Annotated in this window: 17 protein-coding genes and 1 pseudogene; 12 read left to right on the forward strand and 6 right to left on the reverse strand. The window is 68.9% G+C overall.

The window, feature by feature from the left end; translation table 11 throughout:
* Positions 1-64 precede the first annotated feature (64 nt).
* The 6 genes from EDM04_RS00885 to EDM04_RS00910 all read left to right on the forward strand — a co-directional run bounded on the left by EDM04_RS00885 (position 65) and on the right by EDM04_RS00910 (position 8,268).
* A complete protein-coding gene (locus EDM04_RS00885; RefSeq protein WP_186313354.1) occupies positions 65-1,108 on the forward strand; it encodes a 4Fe-4S dicluster domain-containing protein in 1,044 nt (347 codons plus the stop codon).
* A gap of 4 nt (positions 1,109-1,112) precedes the next feature.
* Entirely contained in the window at positions 1,113-2,384 is a 1,272-nt protein-coding gene (nrfD, locus tag EDM04_RS00890) for an NrfD/PsrC family molybdoenzyme membrane anchor subunit (protein WP_123619301.1), read from the forward strand.
* Positions 2,381-5,638, forward strand: coding sequence for a molybdopterin-dependent oxidoreductase (locus EDM04_RS00895; protein ID WP_123619302.1), 3,258 nt, complete (start codon positions 2,381-2,383; stop codon positions 5,636-5,638). The genes nrfD and EDM04_RS00895 overlap by 4 nt, the downstream gene beginning before the upstream one ends.
* 68 nt (positions 5,639-5,706) lie before the next feature.
* Positions 5,707-6,384 (forward strand): molecular chaperone TorD family protein, encoded by a 678-nt coding sequence (locus tag EDM04_RS00900; RefSeq protein WP_123619700.1) that lies wholly within the window; start codon positions 5,707-5,709, stop codon positions 6,382-6,384.
* Positions 6,385-6,395: 11 nt separating this feature from the next.
* The gene (locus EDM04_RS00905) at positions 6,396-7,478 is read left to right on the forward strand and encodes an Mrp/NBP35 family ATP-binding protein (protein ID WP_186313353.1); all 1,083 of its coding nucleotides are present in this window, start codon (positions 6,396-6,398) and stop codon (positions 7,476-7,478) included.
* 187 nt (positions 7,479-7,665) lie between these two features.
* A complete protein-coding gene (locus tag EDM04_RS00910) occupies positions 7,666-8,268 on the forward strand; it encodes a hypothetical protein (protein WP_123619303.1) in 603 nt (200 codons plus the stop codon).
* Positions 8,269-8,281: 13 nt separating this feature from the next.
* Here EDM04_RS00910 and serS read toward each other — a convergent pair whose 3' ends face one another.
* The 3 genes from serS to EDM04_RS00925 form a co-directional block, all read right to left on the reverse strand.
* Positions 8,282-9,652 carry a serine--tRNA ligase gene (gene serS, locus EDM04_RS00915; RefSeq protein WP_123619304.1) on the reverse strand — a complete coding sequence of 457 codons (1,371 nt, stop codon included), beginning with the start codon at positions 9,650-9,652 and terminating at the stop codon, positions 8,282-8,284.
* 73 nt (positions 9,653-9,725) lie between these two features.
* A complete protein-coding gene (locus tag EDM04_RS00920) occupies positions 9,726-9,965 on the reverse strand; it encodes a hypothetical protein (protein ID WP_123619305.1) in 240 nt (79 codons plus the stop codon).
* Positions 9,966-10,058: 93 nt separating this feature from the next.
* Positions 10,059-10,586, reverse strand: a complete 528-nt coding sequence (locus EDM04_RS00925) for a hypothetical protein (RefSeq protein ID WP_123619306.1) — start codon at positions 10,584-10,586, stop codon at positions 10,059-10,061.
* Positions 10,587-10,702: 116 nt separating this feature from the next.
* Here EDM04_RS00925 and EDM04_RS00930 point away from each other — a divergent pair, with 116 nt between their 5' ends.
* Positions 10,703-12,049, forward strand: a complete 1,347-nt coding sequence (locus EDM04_RS00930) for a dihydroorotase (RefSeq protein ID WP_123619307.1) — start codon at positions 10,703-10,705, stop codon at positions 12,047-12,049.
* On the opposite strand, the pseudogene EDM04_RS18730 reads toward EDM04_RS00930, so the two are convergent.
* Positions 11,983-12,354 (reverse strand): annotated as a pseudogene (locus EDM04_RS18730) (RNA-guided endonuclease TnpB family protein); the annotation flags it as partial. The gene EDM04_RS00930 and the pseudogene EDM04_RS18730 sit on opposite strands and share 67 nt — an antisense overlap.
* Positions 12,355-12,561: 207 nt before the next feature.
* Positions 12,562-13,968 (reverse strand): ATP-binding protein, encoded by a 1,407-nt coding sequence (locus EDM04_RS00940; protein WP_123619308.1) that lies wholly within the window; start codon positions 13,966-13,968, stop codon positions 12,562-12,564.
* A gap of 174 nt (positions 13,969-14,142) precedes the next feature.
* On the opposite strand from EDM04_RS00940, the gene EDM04_RS00945 reads away from it, so the two are divergent.
* The 3 genes from EDM04_RS00945 to EDM04_RS00955 all read left to right on the forward strand — a co-directional run bounded on the left by EDM04_RS00945 (position 14,143) and on the right by EDM04_RS00955 (position 16,136).
* Positions 14,143-14,739 (forward strand): NUDIX domain-containing protein, encoded by a 597-nt coding sequence (locus tag EDM04_RS00945; RefSeq protein WP_123619309.1) that lies wholly within the window; start codon positions 14,143-14,145, stop codon positions 14,737-14,739.
* An 83-nt stretch (positions 14,740-14,822) separates the two neighbouring features.
* Entirely contained in the window at positions 14,823-15,578 is a 756-nt protein-coding gene (locus EDM04_RS00950) for a DUF2064 domain-containing protein (RefSeq protein ID WP_123619310.1), read from the forward strand.
* An 87-nt stretch (positions 15,579-15,665) separates the two neighbouring features.
* Positions 15,666-16,136: a DUF5812 family protein gene (locus EDM04_RS00955; RefSeq protein ID WP_123619311.1), complete on the forward strand. Its 471-nt coding sequence runs from the start codon at positions 15,666-15,668 to the stop codon at positions 16,134-16,136.
* Between the two features lie 28 nt (positions 16,137-16,164).
* Here EDM04_RS00955 and EDM04_RS00960 read toward each other — a convergent pair whose 3' ends face one another.
* The gene (locus tag EDM04_RS00960; protein ID WP_123619312.1) at positions 16,165-16,512 is read right to left on the reverse strand and encodes a hypothetical protein; all 348 of its coding nucleotides are present in this window, start codon (positions 16,510-16,512) and stop codon (positions 16,165-16,167) included.
* Between the two features lie 165 nt (positions 16,513-16,677).
* On the opposite strand from EDM04_RS00960, the gene secF reads away from it, so the two are divergent.
* Together secF and EDM04_RS00970 are read left to right on the forward strand one after the other, a co-directional pair.
* Complete coding sequence (gene secF / locus EDM04_RS00965; protein WP_123619313.1) at positions 16,678-17,559, forward strand: protein translocase subunit SecF; 882 nt, start codon at positions 16,678-16,680, stop codon at positions 17,557-17,559.
* Positions 17,559-19,148, forward strand: a complete 1,590-nt coding sequence (locus EDM04_RS00970; protein ID WP_123619314.1) for a preprotein translocase subunit SecD — start codon at positions 17,559-17,561, stop codon at positions 19,146-19,148. The genes secF and EDM04_RS00970 overlap by 1 nt, the downstream gene beginning before the upstream one ends.
* The last annotated feature ends 26 nt before the right edge of the window (positions 19,149-19,174 follow it).

Raw genomic sequence — 19,174 nt, forward strand, 5'->3', positions numbered from 1 at the left:
GGACCAACCGGTCGGTACGGAGCCGGCCGCACGTCGGCGAGACGACCAGCGACGGGTGGTGGCGATGAGCACCGCTGACGACGGAGACACCCTCCCCGGCATCCCGAACGTCGGGAAGGCAGACCTCGACGCGATGGTGGAGAACGAGCGACCCGACCCGCGAGAGGAGCTCGCGGACGTCGAGGCGGACACGGACCTCGGCGTTTCGATGGCCGAAGACGCGCAGCGCGTCGCCCGCGGTGAACTCTCGGGCGACGAGTACTGGGAGAAGTACGACGAGGCCGCCGCCGCGGAGTTCGGCGAGGCGTACCGCGAGACGCCGAATCCGGCAGTCGACGCCGGCGACCAGACCGTCTCGACGGAGACGGCCGAGTCGCTGAGTTGTGCCGTCGGATCGATGGACACCGTGTCGGCGGAGTCGGCGCAGATCGACGGCGAGGGCGGAGGCGAGTCGGACGGAGGGATCGGCGCGGGCGACGAGAAGTGGGGGATGGTGATCGACCTCCAGAAATGCGTCGGCTGCGACTCGTGTACGGTCGCGTGCAAGTCAGAGAACCGGACGCCGCCGGGCGTCTCGTACAACGTCGTGATGGAGGAGGAACACGGCGAGTTCCCGAACGTCACGCGGACGAACGTGCCGCGACCGTGCATGCAGTGCGACAACCCGCCCTGTGTGCAGGTGTGTCCCGTCTCTGCGACGTACAAGATGGACGACGGCGTGGTCAACATCGACTACGACCGGTGTATCGGCTGCCGGTACTGCAACATCGCCTGTCCGTACGGCGCGCGGTACTTCGACTTCGGCGAGAACTACGACGACGAGGTCGACGAGGCGGGCGAAATCACGAGTCCGGAGTACGGCGTCGACCGCGGTCCACGCGAAGAGGGGAAGTCGCCGATCGGCAACATCCGCAAGTGCAGTTTCTGTACGCACCGGTTAGAGCGCGGCGAAGAGCCGGCGTGCGTCGAGACGTGCGTCGGCGACGCCCGCAACATGGGCGATCTCGAGAACCCCGACAGCGACGTCGCACGGATGGCCGACTCGTCGCGCGCGTTCCAACTGAAAGAGGACGAGGGGACCGACCCCAACGTCTACTACCTCAAATAGACCGATGTCGACACAGAGTTCACGCTTCGAGTTCGATCCGGGGTTCGAAGACGACCGGCTGCGAATAGCCTGGTACGCGGTCGTCGGCGTCCTCGTCGCCGTCGGCGCGTACGCGACATACCTGCGGCTCACGGGGGGGATGGCGAGTACCAACCTCACGAGCATCGTCCCGTGGGGCGCGTGGGTCGCCTTCTACATCTACTTCGTCGGCCTCTCCGCCGGCGCGTTCCTCGTGAGCACGATGGCCAACGTCTTCGAGGTCGAGGGGATGCACAGGATCGACCGCGACGCGCTGTTCGCGGCCGTCATCAGCATGGCGGTGGCGCTGCTGTTCGTCTGGATCGACCTCGGGCGGATGGACCGGATGTACTTCCCGTTCATCTGGCGCCAGCTGACGTCCGCGCTCTCGTGGGAGGTCCACGCGTACGTGGCCTATATCGGAATCCTGGTCACGGAGCTGTACTTCTCGATGCGGATCGACCTCGCGCGAGTCGCCGAGCGGACCTCGGGGCTCCGAGAGACGTTCTACGCGGCGCTCGCGCTCGGTCGACTGGACACGAGCGAGGAGTCCCAAGCGTTCGACCGGCGCTGGCTCAAGCGAGCCGGCGTCGTCGGAATCCCGCTGGCGATCTTCATGGTTCACGGCGGCACCGGCGTGCTGTTCGCCGTCTCGAAGGCCCGCCCGTACTGGAACAGCGGACTGTTCCCGGTGATCTTCGTCATCTCGGCGCTGCTCAGCGGGACCGCGCTCGTGATGATGATCTACGTGCTTCGGACCCGACTGTTCGACGGCGACTCGGTCGATCCGGATCTGCTCGACCGGCTCGCACAGCTGCTGATCGGCTTCATCATCGTCGACGCCGCCCTGACCGCCATCGAGACGTTCATCGCGATCGCCAGCCTCCACCCCCACGAGATCGAGACCTGGCAGGTGATCATGTACGGTCCGATGTCGTGGTCGTTCTGGTGGTTCATGGTCGGCTTCAGCTGGGTGTTCCCGATGGTCCTGCTGAGCAAGAAGTCGTGGCGACGCACGCCGTCGGCGATGGTGCTCGCCGGACTGAGCGTCGTCGTCGGGATCGTCGCGGTGCGGTTCAACATCGTCGTCCCGGCGCAGGTCATGCCGGTGATGGAGGGGCTCCCCCACGGGTCGTACTTCCCGACGCTCGTCGAGTGGGGGACGAGTATCGGCATGATCGGTGTCGGCCTGCTGTTGTACACGCTGGGTGCGGAGACGCTTCCGTTGACCCCGCTTTCCGGAGGTGACCACGAATGAGTACCGACGATTCGGGCGAGGACGGCGCGGGCGTTTCGCGCCGCGACTTCGTCAAGGCGGCCGGGAGTATCGGAGTCATCGCGGCGGCGAGCAACGCCGCGGTCGACGTGGACGTCGACGACCTGTGGACGGACGACCAACACCACTACGTCGGAGACGACTACGGCGAGTACGGCGCGAGCGACGTGATACACACCACCTGCGGACAGTGTAACACGTTCTGTCCGATCAAGGTGCAGCTCGCGGACGGGAGCGGCACCGGCGAGTACAGCTCGCTCGTCCGGAAGCTCGCCGGGAACCCGTACTCGTTCCTCAACACGCAGCCGTTCTCGCAGGTGCCTTACGAGAGCGACCCGGAGGACGTGGCGATGGGCGACGTCGAGGGGAGCGGCGACGTCGACACCGACCGCTGGTCGCTCTCCGGCGGCCGGATCTGTTTAAAAGGACAGGCGGGCATTCAGACGGCCTTCGACAGCTACCGCGTCCGACAGCCGATGAAGCGCGTCGGCCCGCGCGGCTCGGGCGAGTGGAAGACCGTCTCGTGGGACCAGGCGATTCGGGACATCGTCGAGGGCGACGACGAGCTCGGCCACCCCGGACTCGAAGACATCTGGGGATACGCCCCGCAGGAGGCGGTGATGAGCGACTGGGAGGCGGTCCAGAACGGCGAGCTCTCCAAGTCCGCGTTCGACGAGAAGTACGCCGACGACCTCATCGACACCGACCACCCCGACCTCGGCCCGAAGTCCAACCAGATCGTCGACGTCGGCGGGTTCCGCCGCAACTTCATTCGGAACCGACTCTGGCATCAGGGACTGGGGTCGATAAACAGCATCCACCACGCCGGGACCTGCGGCGTCTCGAGCGTGATGGGCAACGTGCGCTCGCACGCCGCCCAGAAGAAGCGACAGTATCCGGACATCGAGAACTGCGAGTACCTCCTCGCGTGGGGGACCAATCCCATGGTCGCCAACAAGGGGCCGACGTGGCTCGCGCCGAAGCTGACGAACGCCATCGAGGACGGGATGCGGATGGACGTCGTCGACCCGCGGCTGTCGAAGACCGCGGAGAAGGCCGACACGTGGGTCCCCGTCGAACCCGGCGCGGACGGGGCGCTCGCGCTCGGGATGGCGCGGTGGATCATCGAGAACGACCGCCACGACCTGGCGTATCTCCAGAACCCCTCGCGGTCGGCCGCGAGCGACGACGACGAACCCACGTGGAGCGACGCGACGCACCTCGTCCTCGTCGACGAGCCGGCGGGACCGAAGGCGCGCGCCGGCGACCTCGGGCTCGTTCCGGAGGGCGACGAGGCCGCCGACGACTTCGTCGCCGTCGACGCGGCGACGGGCGAGCCGCGACCCGCGAGCGAGGTCGAGACGGCCGTTCTCGACGTCGACGTGACGATCGACGGGACGGCGGTTCGCAGCGTCTGGAGCCAGTACCGCGAGCGCGTCTTCGAACACACCGTCGAGGAGTACGCCGAGATGGCCGGCGTGCCGGCCGACCAGATCGCCGAGATCGCCGACGAGTTCACCAGCCACGGCAAGCGGGCGGCGATCATGGCCTACCGCGGCCCGGCGAAGCACACCAACGGCTTCTACAACACGCGAGCGATAGCCACCCTCCAGCACCTCATCGGGAACTACGACTGGAAAGGCGGCCAGATCACGCCCTACGCGGGCTACGACACTATGTCCGGCCGGTACGAACTCGGCTCGGTCCCGGACGGATACTCCCCGTGGGGGATCCCCCTGCTCCGCGGCGGCGTCAACTACGAGGACACATCGTTGTTCGAGCGCGACGACGGCTACCCGGCGAAGCGGCCGTGGTTCCCCGTCGCGCCGCCGCAGGCGACCCAAGAGCTCTACGGCAGCGCCGCCGACGAGTACCCGTACGGCGTCGAGGCGCTGTTCATCCGGCCGTACTCGAACAACCACGTGATGGCGGTCGCCGGCGGCGACGAGATCCCGGCGATCCTCGAAGACACCGACGCGATCCCGCTGATCGTCGCCTCGGACACGGTCATCGGCGAGACGAGCCAGTACGCCGACTACATCCTGCCCGAGCCGACGTACCTCGAACGGTGGGAGAACTTCGGGACGTACCCGAACAAGCGGCTGGCCGACGAGAAGGTCAGCCAGCCGGCGGTCTCGGTCGTCCCCAACGCGCGTCCGTTCGAAGACGTGCTCATCGAGCTGTGGTCGGAGCTTGACCTGCCCGGCGTCGGTGAGGAGGCTATCCCCGACGCGGACGGCGACTTATGGCCCCTCGAACAGGCCGAGGACTTCTACCTGAAGCTCGCGGCCAACATCGCGTACGCCCGCGACCCGGTCGCGGACGCGAGCGAGGACGAGCGGCGGGCGTTCCGCGAGAGCCACGAGAACGGCCTCGGCGAGCAGTTCGACCTCGACCGCTGGCGGGCTGCCGTCACCGACGAGGAGTGGCCGAAGGTCGTCACGGTGTTGAACCGGGGCGGCCGCTTCGAGGAGCCGACCGAGGGCTACGACGAGGCGTTCGCCGAGCACGGTCACGGGTACGACTACGCCGAGCGCGGCGAGGAGTCGAACGCCTACGACGGCGAGCACATGCGGTACAAGCTCGAGTCGCGCGTCGACTTCTACAGCGAGGTCGTCCCGAAGGGGAAACACTCCTACACCGGCGAGCGGTTCGACCCGCTCCCGCGGATCGACGACGTCGAGCACTACGACGGGACCGTCCAGGCCGCGGTGAGCGGCGACGACGACCCGGAGCGCCCGCTCCGGCTGATCAACTGGAAGCCGCGGACGCAGGGGATGCACCGCACCCAGAACAGCCCGTGGCTCCGCGAGACACGCCCGGAAAACCCCGTCTGGATCAACCCGCGGGACGCCGAGGAGCGGGGCATCGAGAACGGCGACGAGATCGTCATCGACGCGGGTCGCGGGACCGCCGACGCGGTCGCGATGGTCACGAGCGGGATCCGACCCGGCGTCGTCGGTGCGATGTGGGGCTGGGGTCGGACGGGCGACGGCGCGACGGCCGACACGATCGACGGCGAAACGCGGCCGGCGGTCGAGGCGGACGGCCACAGCGACTACCAGTTCGACGAGCCGATGACCGAGGAGGCCGGATACGCGAAGGGGCGCGACGCCGGCTTCGCGATCAACCACATCCAACCGTTAGACGAGGAACTCGGCGACACCGGCCTCTCGGATCTGGTCGGCGGGAGCAACGCGCAGTACGACGCCTTCGTCGACGTGGAGCGGCGGTGAGACGCATGTCCGGACACACAGACCCAGACGCGGACACAGACGCAGGCGCCGCCCGCGACGAGGCGGCGATGGCGACGGCCCGCGCACGGCTGTACGGACTGCTGGCCGCGACCTTCGACGGCGAGGCCGAGACGATCGCTGCCGCGCTCGATCGGGAGGCCTTCGCGGCCGTCGCCGACGTGTTCCCGATCGACATCGAGACGGCCGACCTGCGCGGTGACGATCACGACGCCGACTCGCTGAAGATCGGGTACGACAACCTGTTCGTCGTACCGGGAAGCCACTACGTACCGCCGTTCGCGTCCGCCCACGCGGTCGATCCGAGCGAGGCGTTCGAGTCCGACTCCCGGTATCACACCGCCGGGGAAGCCGGCGAACTCCTCGGCGATCCGGCCGCCGACATGGCGCAGCTGTACGCCGCCGCCGGGTTCTCGCCCGAACGGGGCGACGACATCCCCGACCACGTCGCCGCCTGTTTCGAGTTCATGCGCGCGCTCTGCGAGCGGGAGGCGGCGCTCCTCGACGGCGGCGGACGCGAGGCGAACCTCGACGCGGTCCGCGACCTCCAAGCCCGGACGCTCTCCCAGTTGGGGTGGATCGACCGGTTCGAAGACGCCGTCGCGAGCCGCGACACCGTCGAAGGCGTCTTCGCCGCGATCGCTCGTCTCGCTCGGACGTTCACCGCATGGGACGCACAGGAAGTCGTCGACGCCGACCGGCGGTCGTCCGAAATCACCTCCACGTAACCACTTCACCGATGACAACAACAGACATCTCAGACGCAGACCTCCGTGATCGCCTCCGCGCCGTCGACGACCCGGCGCTCGATACAGACATCGTCAGCGCCGGCCTCGTCACCGACGTCACGGTCGACGGCGGGACCGCCGCCGTCGAGCTCGCACTCGGCGCGCCGCACGCGCCGGACGAGGCCGCCATCGCGGACCGCGTCCGCGAGGTCGCCGCCGACGCCGGGATCGACGTCGAACTCTCGGCGAACGTGCCGCTGTTCGACTCGGCCGAGTCGTCGGTCCTGCCCGGCGTGAAAAACGTGATCGCCGTCGCCTCCGGGAAAGGCGGCGTCGGGAAAAGCACCGTCGCCGTCAACCTCGCCGCCGGCCTCGCCGACCGCGGAGCGAACGTCGGGCTGTTCGACGCCGACGTGTACGGCCCGAACGTTCCCCAGATGCTCGGCGCCGACGCCGACCCCGACGTGACGACGGTCGACGGCGAAGACCGGATCGAACCGCCGACCGCCCACGGGCTCGAACTGATGAGCGTCGGACTGCTGATCGACGACGACGACCCTGTCGTCTGGCGCGGTCCGGTGGCGCAGAACACGCTCACGGACCTCTTCGACGACGTGTCGTGGGGATCGCTGGACTACCTCGTCGTGGATCTCCCGCCGGGTACCGGCGACGTCCAGTTGACGGTGCTTCAGAACCTCCCCGTCACGGGGACGGTCGTCGTCACGACCCCCCAATCCGTCGCCGTGGGAGACACCCGCCGAGGCGTGCAGATGTTCGGGGAGTACCAGACGAACGTGTTGGGCGTCGTCGAGAACATGAGCGGGTTCGTCTGCCCCAGTTGTGGAGACACGCACGACATCTTCGGCGAGGACGGCGGCCGGACGCTCGCCGATGCGGTCGACGTCCCGTACCTCGGATCGCTGCCGCTGGATCCGGCCGTCCGCGCGGGAGCCGACGACGGTGAACCGATCGTGTTCGGTGACGAGGGCGACACCGCAGCGGCGTTCCGGGAGTTGGCGGCGACGGTCGCAAACAAAGTCGGGGTCCTCCGACGTCACCACCAACAGCAGCGGCGAGAGCCGGAGCCAATGTGACGCGGGAGTCGACGCCGAGCTGAAAAACCGTGGTGGTGCCGGTAGAGCGGAACCGGAAGCGATCGACACCGCCTCCGCTCCCACTCAGCTTCGTCTCCACGATGATCGCTTTGGACTACCGCGTCCGGACGCGGGCGTCGTCGGGAGAACGGAAGGATTTTTCCGGCGGTGACGCGCTTCGGCACCCATGGACGATCCCTCCGCCTTCCCGTCCGGGTCGAGCGCGTACGACATCTCCACGGTCGACCTCGACGACGACCGCTACGAGGTGACACAGTCGATGGTCCGGAACAAGTACACCGTCCGCGACAGCGCCGGCGACGTCGTCTTGCGCGGGAAACAGAAGATGTTCAAGCTGAAAGAGGAGTTCCCGTTCGTCACCGGCGACGACGGTGACGCGTTCACGGTGAAGGCTGGCGGAATCATGGACGTCGCGGGCAACTACGCAATCACCGACGCGGGCACCGGCGAGGAGGTCGTCGTCCTCGACGAGGACTACTCGCTGTTCACCGAAAACTGGACGATCCGCGACCCCGACACGGGGGAGGCGCTGGCGACCATTCGATCGAAGAACAAGCTCCTCTCGGCGCTCCGCCACCTCGTCGGCGCGGCGAACCTCGTCCCGAACAAGTACGAGATATTCGACGCCGACGGCGGTCACGTCGGCGACATCGAGGGGCAGTTCTCGCTGCGCGACGCCTACACGGTCACCATCGACGACGCGAGCGGCGTGCCGAAAGAGGCGGTGATCGCCGCCGCGTGCATCCTCGACGCCTTAGAGAACCAGTAGCGACGCTCGACGCCTACTCCCCGCCCAGCTTCGTCTCGCCGACCGCGTCGTGGCCCTCGATCACTTCTGTCCCGCCCATGTACGGGCGCAGCGCCTCGGGGACGGTGACGGTGCCGTCGTCGTTCTGGTAGTACTCTAAGATCGCGACGACGATCCGCGGGACCGCGAGCCCCGAGCCGTTCAGGGTGTGGAGGAACTCCGCGGACTCGTGGTGCTCCTCGCGGTAGCGGATCCCGGCGCGACGCGCCTGGAAGTCCTCGAAGTTCGAGACGGAGGAGACCTCCAGCCAGCGGCCGCCCCGCTCTGGGCCCTCGTCCATGTCGTCTGCGGGCGCCCACACCTCGATGTCGTACTTCTTCGCCTGCGTGAACCCGAGGTCGCCGGTACACATCTCGAGGATGCGGTAGGGGAGTTCGAGGCGACGGAGCACCTCCTCGGCCTCGTCGACGAGCCCCTCGAAGCGCTCGTCGCTCTCCTCGGGCCGGACGAAGTTCACCATCTCAACCTTGTTGAACTGGTGGACGCGGACGATCCCGCGCGTCTCGGTGCCGTGCTCGCCCGCCTCCTGCCGGAAGTTCGGCGTGTACGCCTGGTACTTGAGCGGGAGGTCCTCACCCAAGAGGATCTCGTCGCGGTGGAGGTTCGTGACGGGCACCTCCGCGGTCGGGAGCAGCCAGAGGTCGTCGTCGTCGTAGTCGTCCTCGTTGGTCCCCTCGACGCGGTAGGCGTCCTCGGTGAACTTCGGGAGCTGGCCGGTGCCGCGCATCGACGCGGAGTTGACTGGGATCGGCGGGAACACGTCCTCGTACCCCTGCTCGCGGTGCACGTCGAGCATGAACTGGATCAGCGCGTGCTCCAGCCGGGCGCCGTCGCCCTTCGCGACGTAGAAGCCGCCGCCGGCGACCTTCGCGCCGCGCTCGAAGTCGAGGATCTCCAGCTCCTCGCCGAGGTCGTAGTGCGGCTCGACGCTCTCCGGGAGCTCCCGGAGAGCGTCGAACCCCTCGCGGCGCCGCTCGACGTTCTCCGACTCGTCGGCGCCGACCGGCACCGACTCCTGCGGGATCTGGGGGAGTTCGAGCAGCGACTCCTCCAGCTCGGCCTCCAGCTCGTCGGCGCGCTCCTCGATCTCCTGTAGCTCCGACTTGAGTTCCTGTGAGCGCTCGATCGCCTCTTGGGCCGCCTCCTCGTCGCCGGCCTGTTTGAGGTCGCCGATTTTCGAGGAGACCTCGTTGCGCTCGTGACGCAGGTCGTCGCCGCGCTGTTTCAGCTCCCGCCACTCCTCGTCGACGTCGAGTATCCGGTCGAGGTCCACGTCGACGCCCTTGTTGGCGAGCGCCTCGCGGACGACCTCGGGGTTCTCCCGGACGAACTGTCGAGACAGCATTTATCGGGGATTCCGCGGGGCGACCCAAAACCGTATCGGAGCGTCGGCATCGGTTGGCACGGGGGACGTAATCTCAGGGGAGGATCGCGGAGCTCGCGAACAGCGTGAGCAGCGCGAGGCCGGCGACGACGACGCCCGTTACGCGCATCATGAGGATCCGCGTCTCGCTCGGCTCGATCGTCCGGGTCGATCCGTCTGACGATCGGGTCTGCCAGCTCGTCATCCGACGCGGGAACGCCGCCATCGCCAGCGCGCCCGCGGCAACGAGGAGGGGGACGACGACGAAGAACAGCCGGAGGGGTGCGGGGAGCATGTCGGAGAGACTCCCCGCGGATCTACAAAAAGTTACGATGCGGGACGAGGGCTCAGATTCTCGGGACGGCTTCGAAGGGGCGTCACCCCGCCGTCAGTATCCGCCCGGCAGCGCCATCCCGATCGCGAGCGCGACCAGCGGCACTGCGGCGACCACCGCGTACCACAGCCCCGCAGCCACGAGGAGGAGCCACGTCGAGGCGTCGTACCCGGTCGGGTCCCAGTCGACGCCGAGCCGCGGCAGCCCGAGCGCGGCGACCGCCGGGGCGGCGACCCCGACGAGGATCCCGCCGAACAGCGCGGTGTCGAGGAACCCCTCGCTCCACCCGGGCCCCGCCGAGTCGACGAGCCCGACCGTGAGCAGGACGCCGGCGAGGTAGGGGACCGAGAGCGCCAGCGAGACGCCGACGTACGAGGGGACGAGCCGGCCCGCGGGCGGGAGCGCGCGGAACAGCGCCCGGAACCGCGACGCGATCAGGAAGGGGGTCCAGAGGACCGCGGCGACGACGCCGGGGAGCGCGAACAGGACGACCGTCCAGAGCCACGCCGCGATCGTACCGACGAACGCCGGGACCGCGGGGGACGAGGGAGACGACGAGAGGACGACGGGGACCGAGACCATGGCCGACCGACGCGCCGGGACCGGCAAACGTCTTGTGGTGGCGCTGGCGCTCGCCCCGGACCGGTCGGCGCCGTCCGAACCACACGGTTTAAGCGGCACGCCGCGAGCGCGTACCCATGCTCATCACGGGTGCGGAGCTGGCCGACGGGCGGGTCCGAGACGTTCGAGTCCGCGGCGGGACCGTCGACGCGGTCGAACCGACGAACGCGGGGCTCGACGCCGACGCCGGCGAGCGCGTCGTCGACGCGCGGGGGCGCCACCTCCTCCCCGGCGCCGTCGACGTGCACGTCCACTTCCGCGAACCGGGCGCGAGCCACAAGGAGACGTGGACCTCGGGCTCGCGGGCCGCGGCCGCGGGCGGGGTCACGACCGTCGTCGACCAGCCGAACACCTCGCCGCCGACCGTCGACGGCGACGCCTTCGACGAGAAGGCCGCCCTCGCCGCGCCGTCGCTCGTCGACTACGGGATCAACGGCGGCGTCACGGGCGACTGGGACCCCGAGAGCCTCTTCGAGCGCCCTCTGTTCGCACTCGGCGAGGTGTTCCTCGCGGACTCGACCGGCGACATGGGGATCGCCGTGGACCTGTTCGAGGAGGCGCTCGCCGAGGCCGCCGCCCGCGACGTCCCCGTCACGGTCCACGCCGAGGACGAGACCCTGTTCGACGATGGCGCGCTCAGAGGGGACCTCGGCGGGGTCGGCACCGCCGCGAACGCCGACGCGTGGTCGGCCTACCGGACCGCGGAGGCCGAGGCCGCCGCGGTCGAGCGCGCCCTCGACGCCGGCGCCGCGAGCGACGCGCAGGTGCACATCGCGCACACGTCGACGCCCGAGGGGATCGACGCGGTGAGCGAGGCTCGGGCGGACGCGACCGGGGACGCGCCGCCCACCTGCGAGGTGACGCCGCACCACCTCTTCCTGTCGCGCGAGGACGCGGGGCGGCTCGGCACCTTCGGGCGCATGAACCCCCCGCTCCGCTCCGAGGAGCGCCGCGCCGCCGTCTTCGAGCGGCTCCGCGACGGTGAGGTCGACGTCGTTGCCACCGACCACGCGCCCCACACGGTCGCCGAGAAGCGGCAGGGACTCGTCGACGCGCCGAGCGGCGTGCCGGGCGTGGAGACCCTCTATCCGCTCCTCTTGGAGTCGGTCCGGAAGGGGAACCTCTCCTTGGAGCGCGTCCGCGACGCGGTCGCCGCCAACCCGGCGTCGATCTTCGGGATCGAGGGGAAAGGACGGATCGAGCCGGGCGCCGACGCCGACCTCGTGGTAGTCGACCTCACGAACCCCCGCGAGATCGAGGCCGGTGCGCTCCACGGCGCGGCCGGGTGGACGCCCTTCGAGGGGCTTTTGGGCGTCTTTCCGGAGCTGACGACGATCCGCGGCGAGGTCGTCTACGAGCGCGATCCGGTCACCGGTGCGGAGTCGTTCGGCGAATCGGCCGGCCGGAACGTGCGGGTGTCGTAGGCGATCGGCCGGTGTCGTGGAGTCGCAGCCGTTGACCCCCCGTTTTTCAAGCGGTCTCGTTCGAGACAGCCGGTGATGGCTTGTGCGGCTTGGTGGGTGGCAAGGATCGCGTGCTGACTCCCGAGGTCGGTTTCCTCGCGCACGTCGTCGTAGGCGAGGGGTTGTACGTCGCTCTTGGCGTTACACTTCCCCCACGCCATGTCGGTGGCGATTTGGCAACCGCGCTTCCACTCGGAGATAGTCTCTTCGAGGAGGTCGCGTTGCTCGTCCGTTACCTCAAGACGAGTGATTGCCGTCCGACGCACGTAGTCGTCTGCTACGTATTCAATGTAGTCACTGGGATAATTATACTTTAGTGGTTGTAACCAATACCAACGCGCTCCTCCCCTCCCTACTCGCTCCCTTTGGTCGCTCCTTGAGGAAGGGGACTCCGCGCTACCGATTCAGTTGATCGCGACCGGGACGGACCGGACTACCGGGTACCCCCGTCGAAAAGATCGTTTCGCCGGGTGTCAATCGTGCGTGTGCCCGTGCGCGGCGTCGTCGTGCGCGGCCTCGTCACCCGACTCGTCGTGGGTGTGGTCCTGCTCGCCCGAATCCGTCTCGCCGAGTACCTCCGCGCCCTCGCCGTCGATCATGTCCATGTTCTTGAGGTTGTCGCGCTCCTCGAAGTCCTCGACGGCCTCCATCACGTCCTCCTGGGTGATCGTCATCCGGTCCTCCGTGAGCGCGCCGAGGACGGCCTCGCGGAGCACCATCCGGAGGTCCGAGCCCGTGAGCCCGCTCGTCCGGTCGGCGACCTCGTCGGGGTCGAAGTCGGCGATCTGCATCTCGCGGGTGACGACCCGGAGGATGTCGGCGCGCATGTCGCGGTCGGGCTTGGGGAAGTTGACGATCTCGTCGAACCGGCGCCACGCGGCGGCGTCGAGCTGGTCCGGGTGGTTGGTCGCGCCGATGAGGAGGACCTCGTCGCGCACGAGGGACACCTCGTCGATCGACTTGAGGAGGGTGTTGACGGCGCGCTTCAGCGCGGCGTGCTCGTCGGAGCGCCGGGTCTTCGCCACCGAGTCGAACTCGTCGATGAAGAGGATACACGGGGAGAGCCGCTTGGCCACCTCGAAGGTCTTCTCGACGTTCTTGGCCGTCTCGCCGAGGTACTGGCTCGTGATCATCGACATCTTCACCTCGACGAGGGGAATACCGAGCTCGTGGGCGAGCGCCCGCGAGACGGTCGTCTTCCCGGTCCCCGGCGGCCCGACGAACAGGAGCTTCCCGATCTCTCGGAGCCCGATGCTCGCGAGGTACTCGCGGTGTTCGATCGCCTTGACGATCTTCTGGATCTCGCCCTCCTGATCGCCGGTGAGCACGAGGTCGGCGAGCGTCGTCTCGATCTCCTCGGGGGCCTGGACGTTGACGAGATCGAGCATCTCGCCGTCCTCGTCCTCGTCGAAGTACTCCTCCAGCAGGGCGTCGATCCAGACGCGGTCGGCCTGAATCGGTCTGACGTTGTCGCGCGCCTCCTCGTGGGTCACCGGCCCGTCGAGGTCCTCCGCGAGCTCGAGCGCGGCGACGATCGTCGGGTTCTGGGCGATCCGATCGTCGTCGGCGTGGTCGCGGTACCACTCCAGCGCCATCGCGGGCTGGGTCAGGGATATCTCGCCGGAGAACTCCGTCCGCTGGGTGAAGAGGAGGTCGGAGACGGCGTCCCACGGGTGGTCGACTCCCGTCGCGGTGCGGGTCGTCTCGCTCGTCGCCTTGAGCGGCCGCTCGACGCCGCCCGGAGCGTCGTCGGCGGCGTCGTCGGACCAGAACACCTGCCGGAAGCGCGGCGGCAGGTCGTTCTCGTCGAGGTCGCGGTTCTCGGTGTAGAGGTGCGTCGTCAACACGAACTCGACGACGTCGAGCGCCGGGTCACTCATCCGCGCGACGTAGCCGCGGGACGCGGTTAAGCGCGTCGAACCGCGGCCGCGAACGGCCGCGGCGAAGTAGGGTCGACGCGTGGGTCGAGGCGCGGATCCGCCGCCCGATACGCCGGTCGGGGACCCGGGCGGCGTATCGAACGCTTATTAGCCCTGGTGATCGACCTACCTCCCATGAGCTCCGAGGACGCGGCCGCGACCGGGGATTCCGCCGGGCAGGCCGACGCCGACGCGGACCACGAGAACGCGCTCCAGGACGTGATCGCCGTCGACCCCGACGACGTCGAGCAGGGGACGGTGAACCGCCTCGACGCCCACACCGGCGACGGGATCCGCCACCGGGCGTTCACCTGTCTCGTGTACGACGCCGACGGCCGGATCCTGCTGGCCCAGCGCGCGCCCACGAAACGGCTGTGGGACGGCCACTGGGACGGCACGGTGGCCTCCCACCCGGTCGAGGGGCAGTCGCAGGAGGACGCGACCGAACAGCGCTTAGAGGAGGAGCTGGGGATCACCCCGGACCAGTACGACGACCTCCGGGTGACGGACAAGTTCGAGTACAAGCGCTACTACCCCAACGAGGGCGTCGAGTGGGAGGTCTGTTCGGTGCTGAAGGTGACCTTAGACGACGCCTCGCTCGACCCCGACGAGGCGGAGATCGGCGGAATGTTATGGGTCGACTACGAGCACCTCCACGAGAACCCGTCGCTGTACCGGCAGCTCCGCCTGTGCCCGTGGTTCGAGATCGCGATGCGACGCGACTTCTCTTGAACGATAGCCGGCCGACCGCGCCTTCCCCTTCGCCCGCGACCGAAGCGGCGAGTTGAAGGCGCGCGGGCGATTCGGTTCCAGACATGACCGTCGTCGCCGTGCTTGCGAAGCCGCCCCGCGAGGGGCTCGTCGCGACCGGGCTCGCGGAGTCGACCCCGCTGTCGACCGCCGAGGCCGCCGACCTGTACGAGGCGCTGTTCCGCGACGCCGTCCTCGCGGTCGACCGCTCCGGCGGCGAGCTCCTCGTGAACTACCCGGTCGACGACGACCTCCCCGCCGAGCACCGAACCGACACCGCCCCCGAGGCCGAACTGCGCACCCTCGTCGCCGACACCCTCGGCGGCACCGACGAGGTCCGGTTCGAGCGGCAGGTCGGGTCGTCGTTCGGCGCGCGCGCCGGTAACACCGTCACCCACCTGCTCCGCGAGGAGAACGCCGACTCGGTCGCGGTGGTCACCCCGCAGGCGCCGCTGCTCTCGCGGACCGTGATCGACTCGGCCGCGATGAAGCTCCGGACGAATCAGGTCGTGCTCGGCCCCTCCACCCGCGGGCGGGTCTACTACGCCGGCTTCACCGCGCCGATCGACTTCGACGGCGCGTTCAAGGACCCGAGCCTCCCGACGCTCGCGTCCCGCGGCGCCGACGCCGGCCTCGACGTGGAGTTCCTCGAGTCGTCGCCCTCGATGGTCGACGGCGACGACCTGCTCGACGCGGTCCCCCTCCTCCGCGCCCGGTTCACCGCCGAGCGCGTCGTCCCCGACTACACCGCCGCGTTCGTCCACGAACACGGGCTGGACGTGGTCGTCGAGGACGGGGAGCCGCGGGTCGTCCGGGACTGAGCACTCGGTCGGTCCGGGAGCGACGCGGCTCGAAGCCGCCCAGCGCGGCTCGAAACCCCGAAAAGGCTCGGTCGCGTACGACCGGCAATGACCGACGAGAAGGAGAGCACGTTCCTCGTCACGCACGTCGAGAGCGACTCCGCGGTGCTGAAAGACGTCCGCGACGGACAGGTGCACACGCTGAGCTCGAACCCCGGGCTCTCGGTCGACGACGCCGTGGAGGCGACCGTCGCCCCCGACCCGCCGATGAAGGTCACGTATCAGGTCGTCGAGGTCGCGGAGCGGCGGTCCCTCTCGATCGAGGAGAGCGAGGAGCCGCCGACCGTCCACGAACGCGAGCTCGCGGCCGAGACGGAGACCGGCGAGCTCGCGCGCGAGGAGCGCGCGGGGATCGGCGAGGTCCACGTGCTGACGCCGCCCGAGGAGGACACGGCCGACGCGGTCGCGGACGTGCTCGACGACCGGGAGGCGACGCTGTCGCGGGCGGCGCGGCTCGGCGTGAACCGCGTCGAGGTCCGGTCGGAGCCGGGCGTGGTCAGCGTGCGGTACATGCCCTGAGCCCCTGCGGAAAACGGGGGGAAGCGAACTACTCCCGCTCCGGCGCTGCACACGTCGGGCCGGCCGCGCTCTGGACCCGCCAGCCCCCGTCGACGTCGCCGGGCCGCGTCTCGTAGTCGATCGCCGTCGCGTCCGTCACGGTCGCCGCCTCGACCGGGTCCCCGTCGGCCTCGATCCGCTCGACGCGGAACGGCACGTCGAGGCTGTCGCCGCAGCAGCCGACGTCCACGAACTCCTCGCGGGCGTCCCCGACGGCGACGCGGTCGAGGACCCGAGCGAAGTAGCCCCGGTAGCGGTCCGTCTCGATCTGGTCGCGTCCCCAGTCGCTGAGCCCCTCCGGGTACGAGAGGACGACCCGGGTGGCGGTCGGTTCCATGTGGCACGGTACGGCGTCCGGCGGTTAAGCCGTTGCGGCGCGACGCGTCGCCTCGCAGTTGATCGCCGATGGGAAAAGCGTGGATCGCGGTCGCAGGCGAGTGAGAGCGGCGACGTCGCAGATGAGTAAGAAGGCTTATTCGCGCCCGCGCAGGAAGCGGTATTTATGGTAGCGATCGAGGTACCGGAGGTCAACTACACCGAGTACTCGAACCGGCAGCTCGTGGCGGTCCCGCTCGCGGTCCTCGTTCTCGCGCTCGCGATCATCGGCGGGTGGTACCTCGTCACGGGAGCGCCGGCGAATCTCGGGTTGGAGTTCACGGGCGGCGTGGAGCTCCGGATCGCCGACGACGGCGACGACGTAGAACAGCAGATCGAGACCGCGTTCGACCGACAGCCGGACTCGGTCCGATCGATCCCCGCGGACGACGTGTACGTCGTGACGTTCCGGGCGGCCGACGAGGACCCGGGAGGCTTGGCCGACGACCTGTCGACGCAGGCCGACGAGGCCGGGCTGTCCACGAACGCGATCGATCAGGTGTCACCCAGCTTCGCGGCCGACACGGCTCGGACCGCGATCTTCGGCGTCGCGCTCGCGTTCCTCGGGATGAGCGTGCTCGTGTTCGCGCTGTTCCGGACGTTCGTCCCGTCGATCGCGGTCGTCGCGTCGGCGTTCTCCGACCTGGTCATCCCCGTCGCGGTGATGAACCTCCTCGGGATTCAGATGACGCTCGGGACTATCGCGGCGCTCCTGATGATCATCGGGTACAGCGTCGACTCCGACATCCTGTTGAACAACTCCGTGCTGCGCCGGACCGGCGAGTTCTACGAGTCGGTGAACCGCGCGATGCGGACCGGGGTGACGATGACGCTCACGTCGATGGCGGCGATGATCGTCATGGCCGTCGTCGCGGCGCTGTTCGGCGTCGACCTCCTCCGGAACATCGGGATCATCCTCTCCGTCGGGCTCTGTGCCGACCTCATGAACACGTACCTACTGAACGTCTCGCTGCTTCGCTGGTACAAGTTCGAGGGGGTGAAACGCTAATGCTCGAACCGATCAAGAACAACTGGCGGATCCTCCTGTTGGTCGTCGTCGTGATCGGCGCGACGGTGGCGCTCTTCGCGCCGCAGTTCGGTCCCCAGACCGCGCCCGGCGAGGACTCCTCCGAGGCCCAACAGGGAATGACGAACCTCCAGTACGGGCTCGATCTGGCGGGCGGGACGCGGGTCCGCGCCCCGCTCCTCGGCTACACCGCGACCGAGGTGGACTTCGACGGCGATCGGCCGGACGACGTGGCCCGCGCCGTCGCGGACGAACTCGACGGCGCCTCGGCGCGGGACGTCGGGGCGGTCGCCGAGGAGAACGCGGTCGAGGTCACCGACGCGTCGGTCTCCGAATCGGAGTTCCGCGCGGCGATGGACGCCTCGGGGTACGCCTACGACGACGTTCGCCCCGGCGTCACACAGGAGACCCGCGACGTCGCCCAGAGCGTCATCGAAGGCAAGATCAACGAGGCGGGGCTCTCCGGCGGGAGCGTCCAGCAGGTCCAGTCGATCACCGGCGAGTACTTCATCCTCGTCGAGGTGCCGGGCGAGGACCGCAGCGACGTGATCGAGCTCCTCGAAGAGCGCGGGACCGTCCAGATCGACATCGCGTACCCGACGGAGAACGGGACCGCGATCCAGGAGGAAGTGCTGATCCAGGACCACTTCGAGGACATCGGCACCGCCGCCCAGAGCGAGCAGGGAACCGGGGCGTACGTCCCGGTGACGGTTCGAAACACCGCGCCGGAGGGAGAGCAGTCGCCCGCCCACGGCTTCCAGCAGGCGGTCGCCGACCGCGGGTTCGACTCGGCGTACAACTCCAATCAGGACCGGTGCGACTACGGCGAGAACCCGGACGACGTGAGCAAGCCGTGCCTCCTGCTCACCGTCGACGGCGAGGTCGTCAACTCCTTCGGGATGGACCCGGACCTCGCGAACAGCATGGCCAGCGGCTCGTGGGCCACGGACGGCGGCTTCCGTCTCACGACGACGGAGTTCAGCGAGGCGCAGCGGATCTCCATCAACCTGCGCGCCGGCGCGCTCCCGGCCGAACTCGACATCAGCGGACAGGGGACCTCCCGCTCCATCTCGGCGGCGCAGGGTGAAAACTACAAGAACTACTCGCTGGTGACCGGCCTCCTCGCGGTGTTCGCGGTCGCCGGTATGGTGTTCCTCCGCTACCGCGAGCCCGCGGTGGCGCTGCCGATGATCGTCACGGCGCTCGCCGAGGTGTACGCGCTGCTCGGCATCGCCGCGCTGTTGAGCTATCCGCTCGAACTGGCCGTGATCGCCGGCTTCATCGCGGTCGTCGGGACCGGCGTCGACGACCTCGTGATCATCGCCGACGAGGTGATGAGCGAGGGCGAGGTGAACTCCAAGAAGGTGTTCGACTCCCGGTTCCGCCGCGCCTTCTGGGTGATCGGCGCGGCCGCGGCGACCACGATCATCGCGATGTCGCCGCTGATGGTGCTGTCGCTCGGGGACCTCTCCGGGTTCGCGATCTTCACCATCCTCGGCGTCCTGATCGGCGTCCTGATCACCCGCCCCGCGTACGGCGACATCCTGCGTCGGCTGTTGACGATTCGGTGAGGTCCCGACGCGGGAGGACGCCGCGC

The organism is Halorubrum sp. CSM-61, from assembly GCF_003781945.1.
GTDB lineage: Archaea > Halobacteriota > Halobacteria > Halobacteriales > Haloferacaceae > Halorubrum.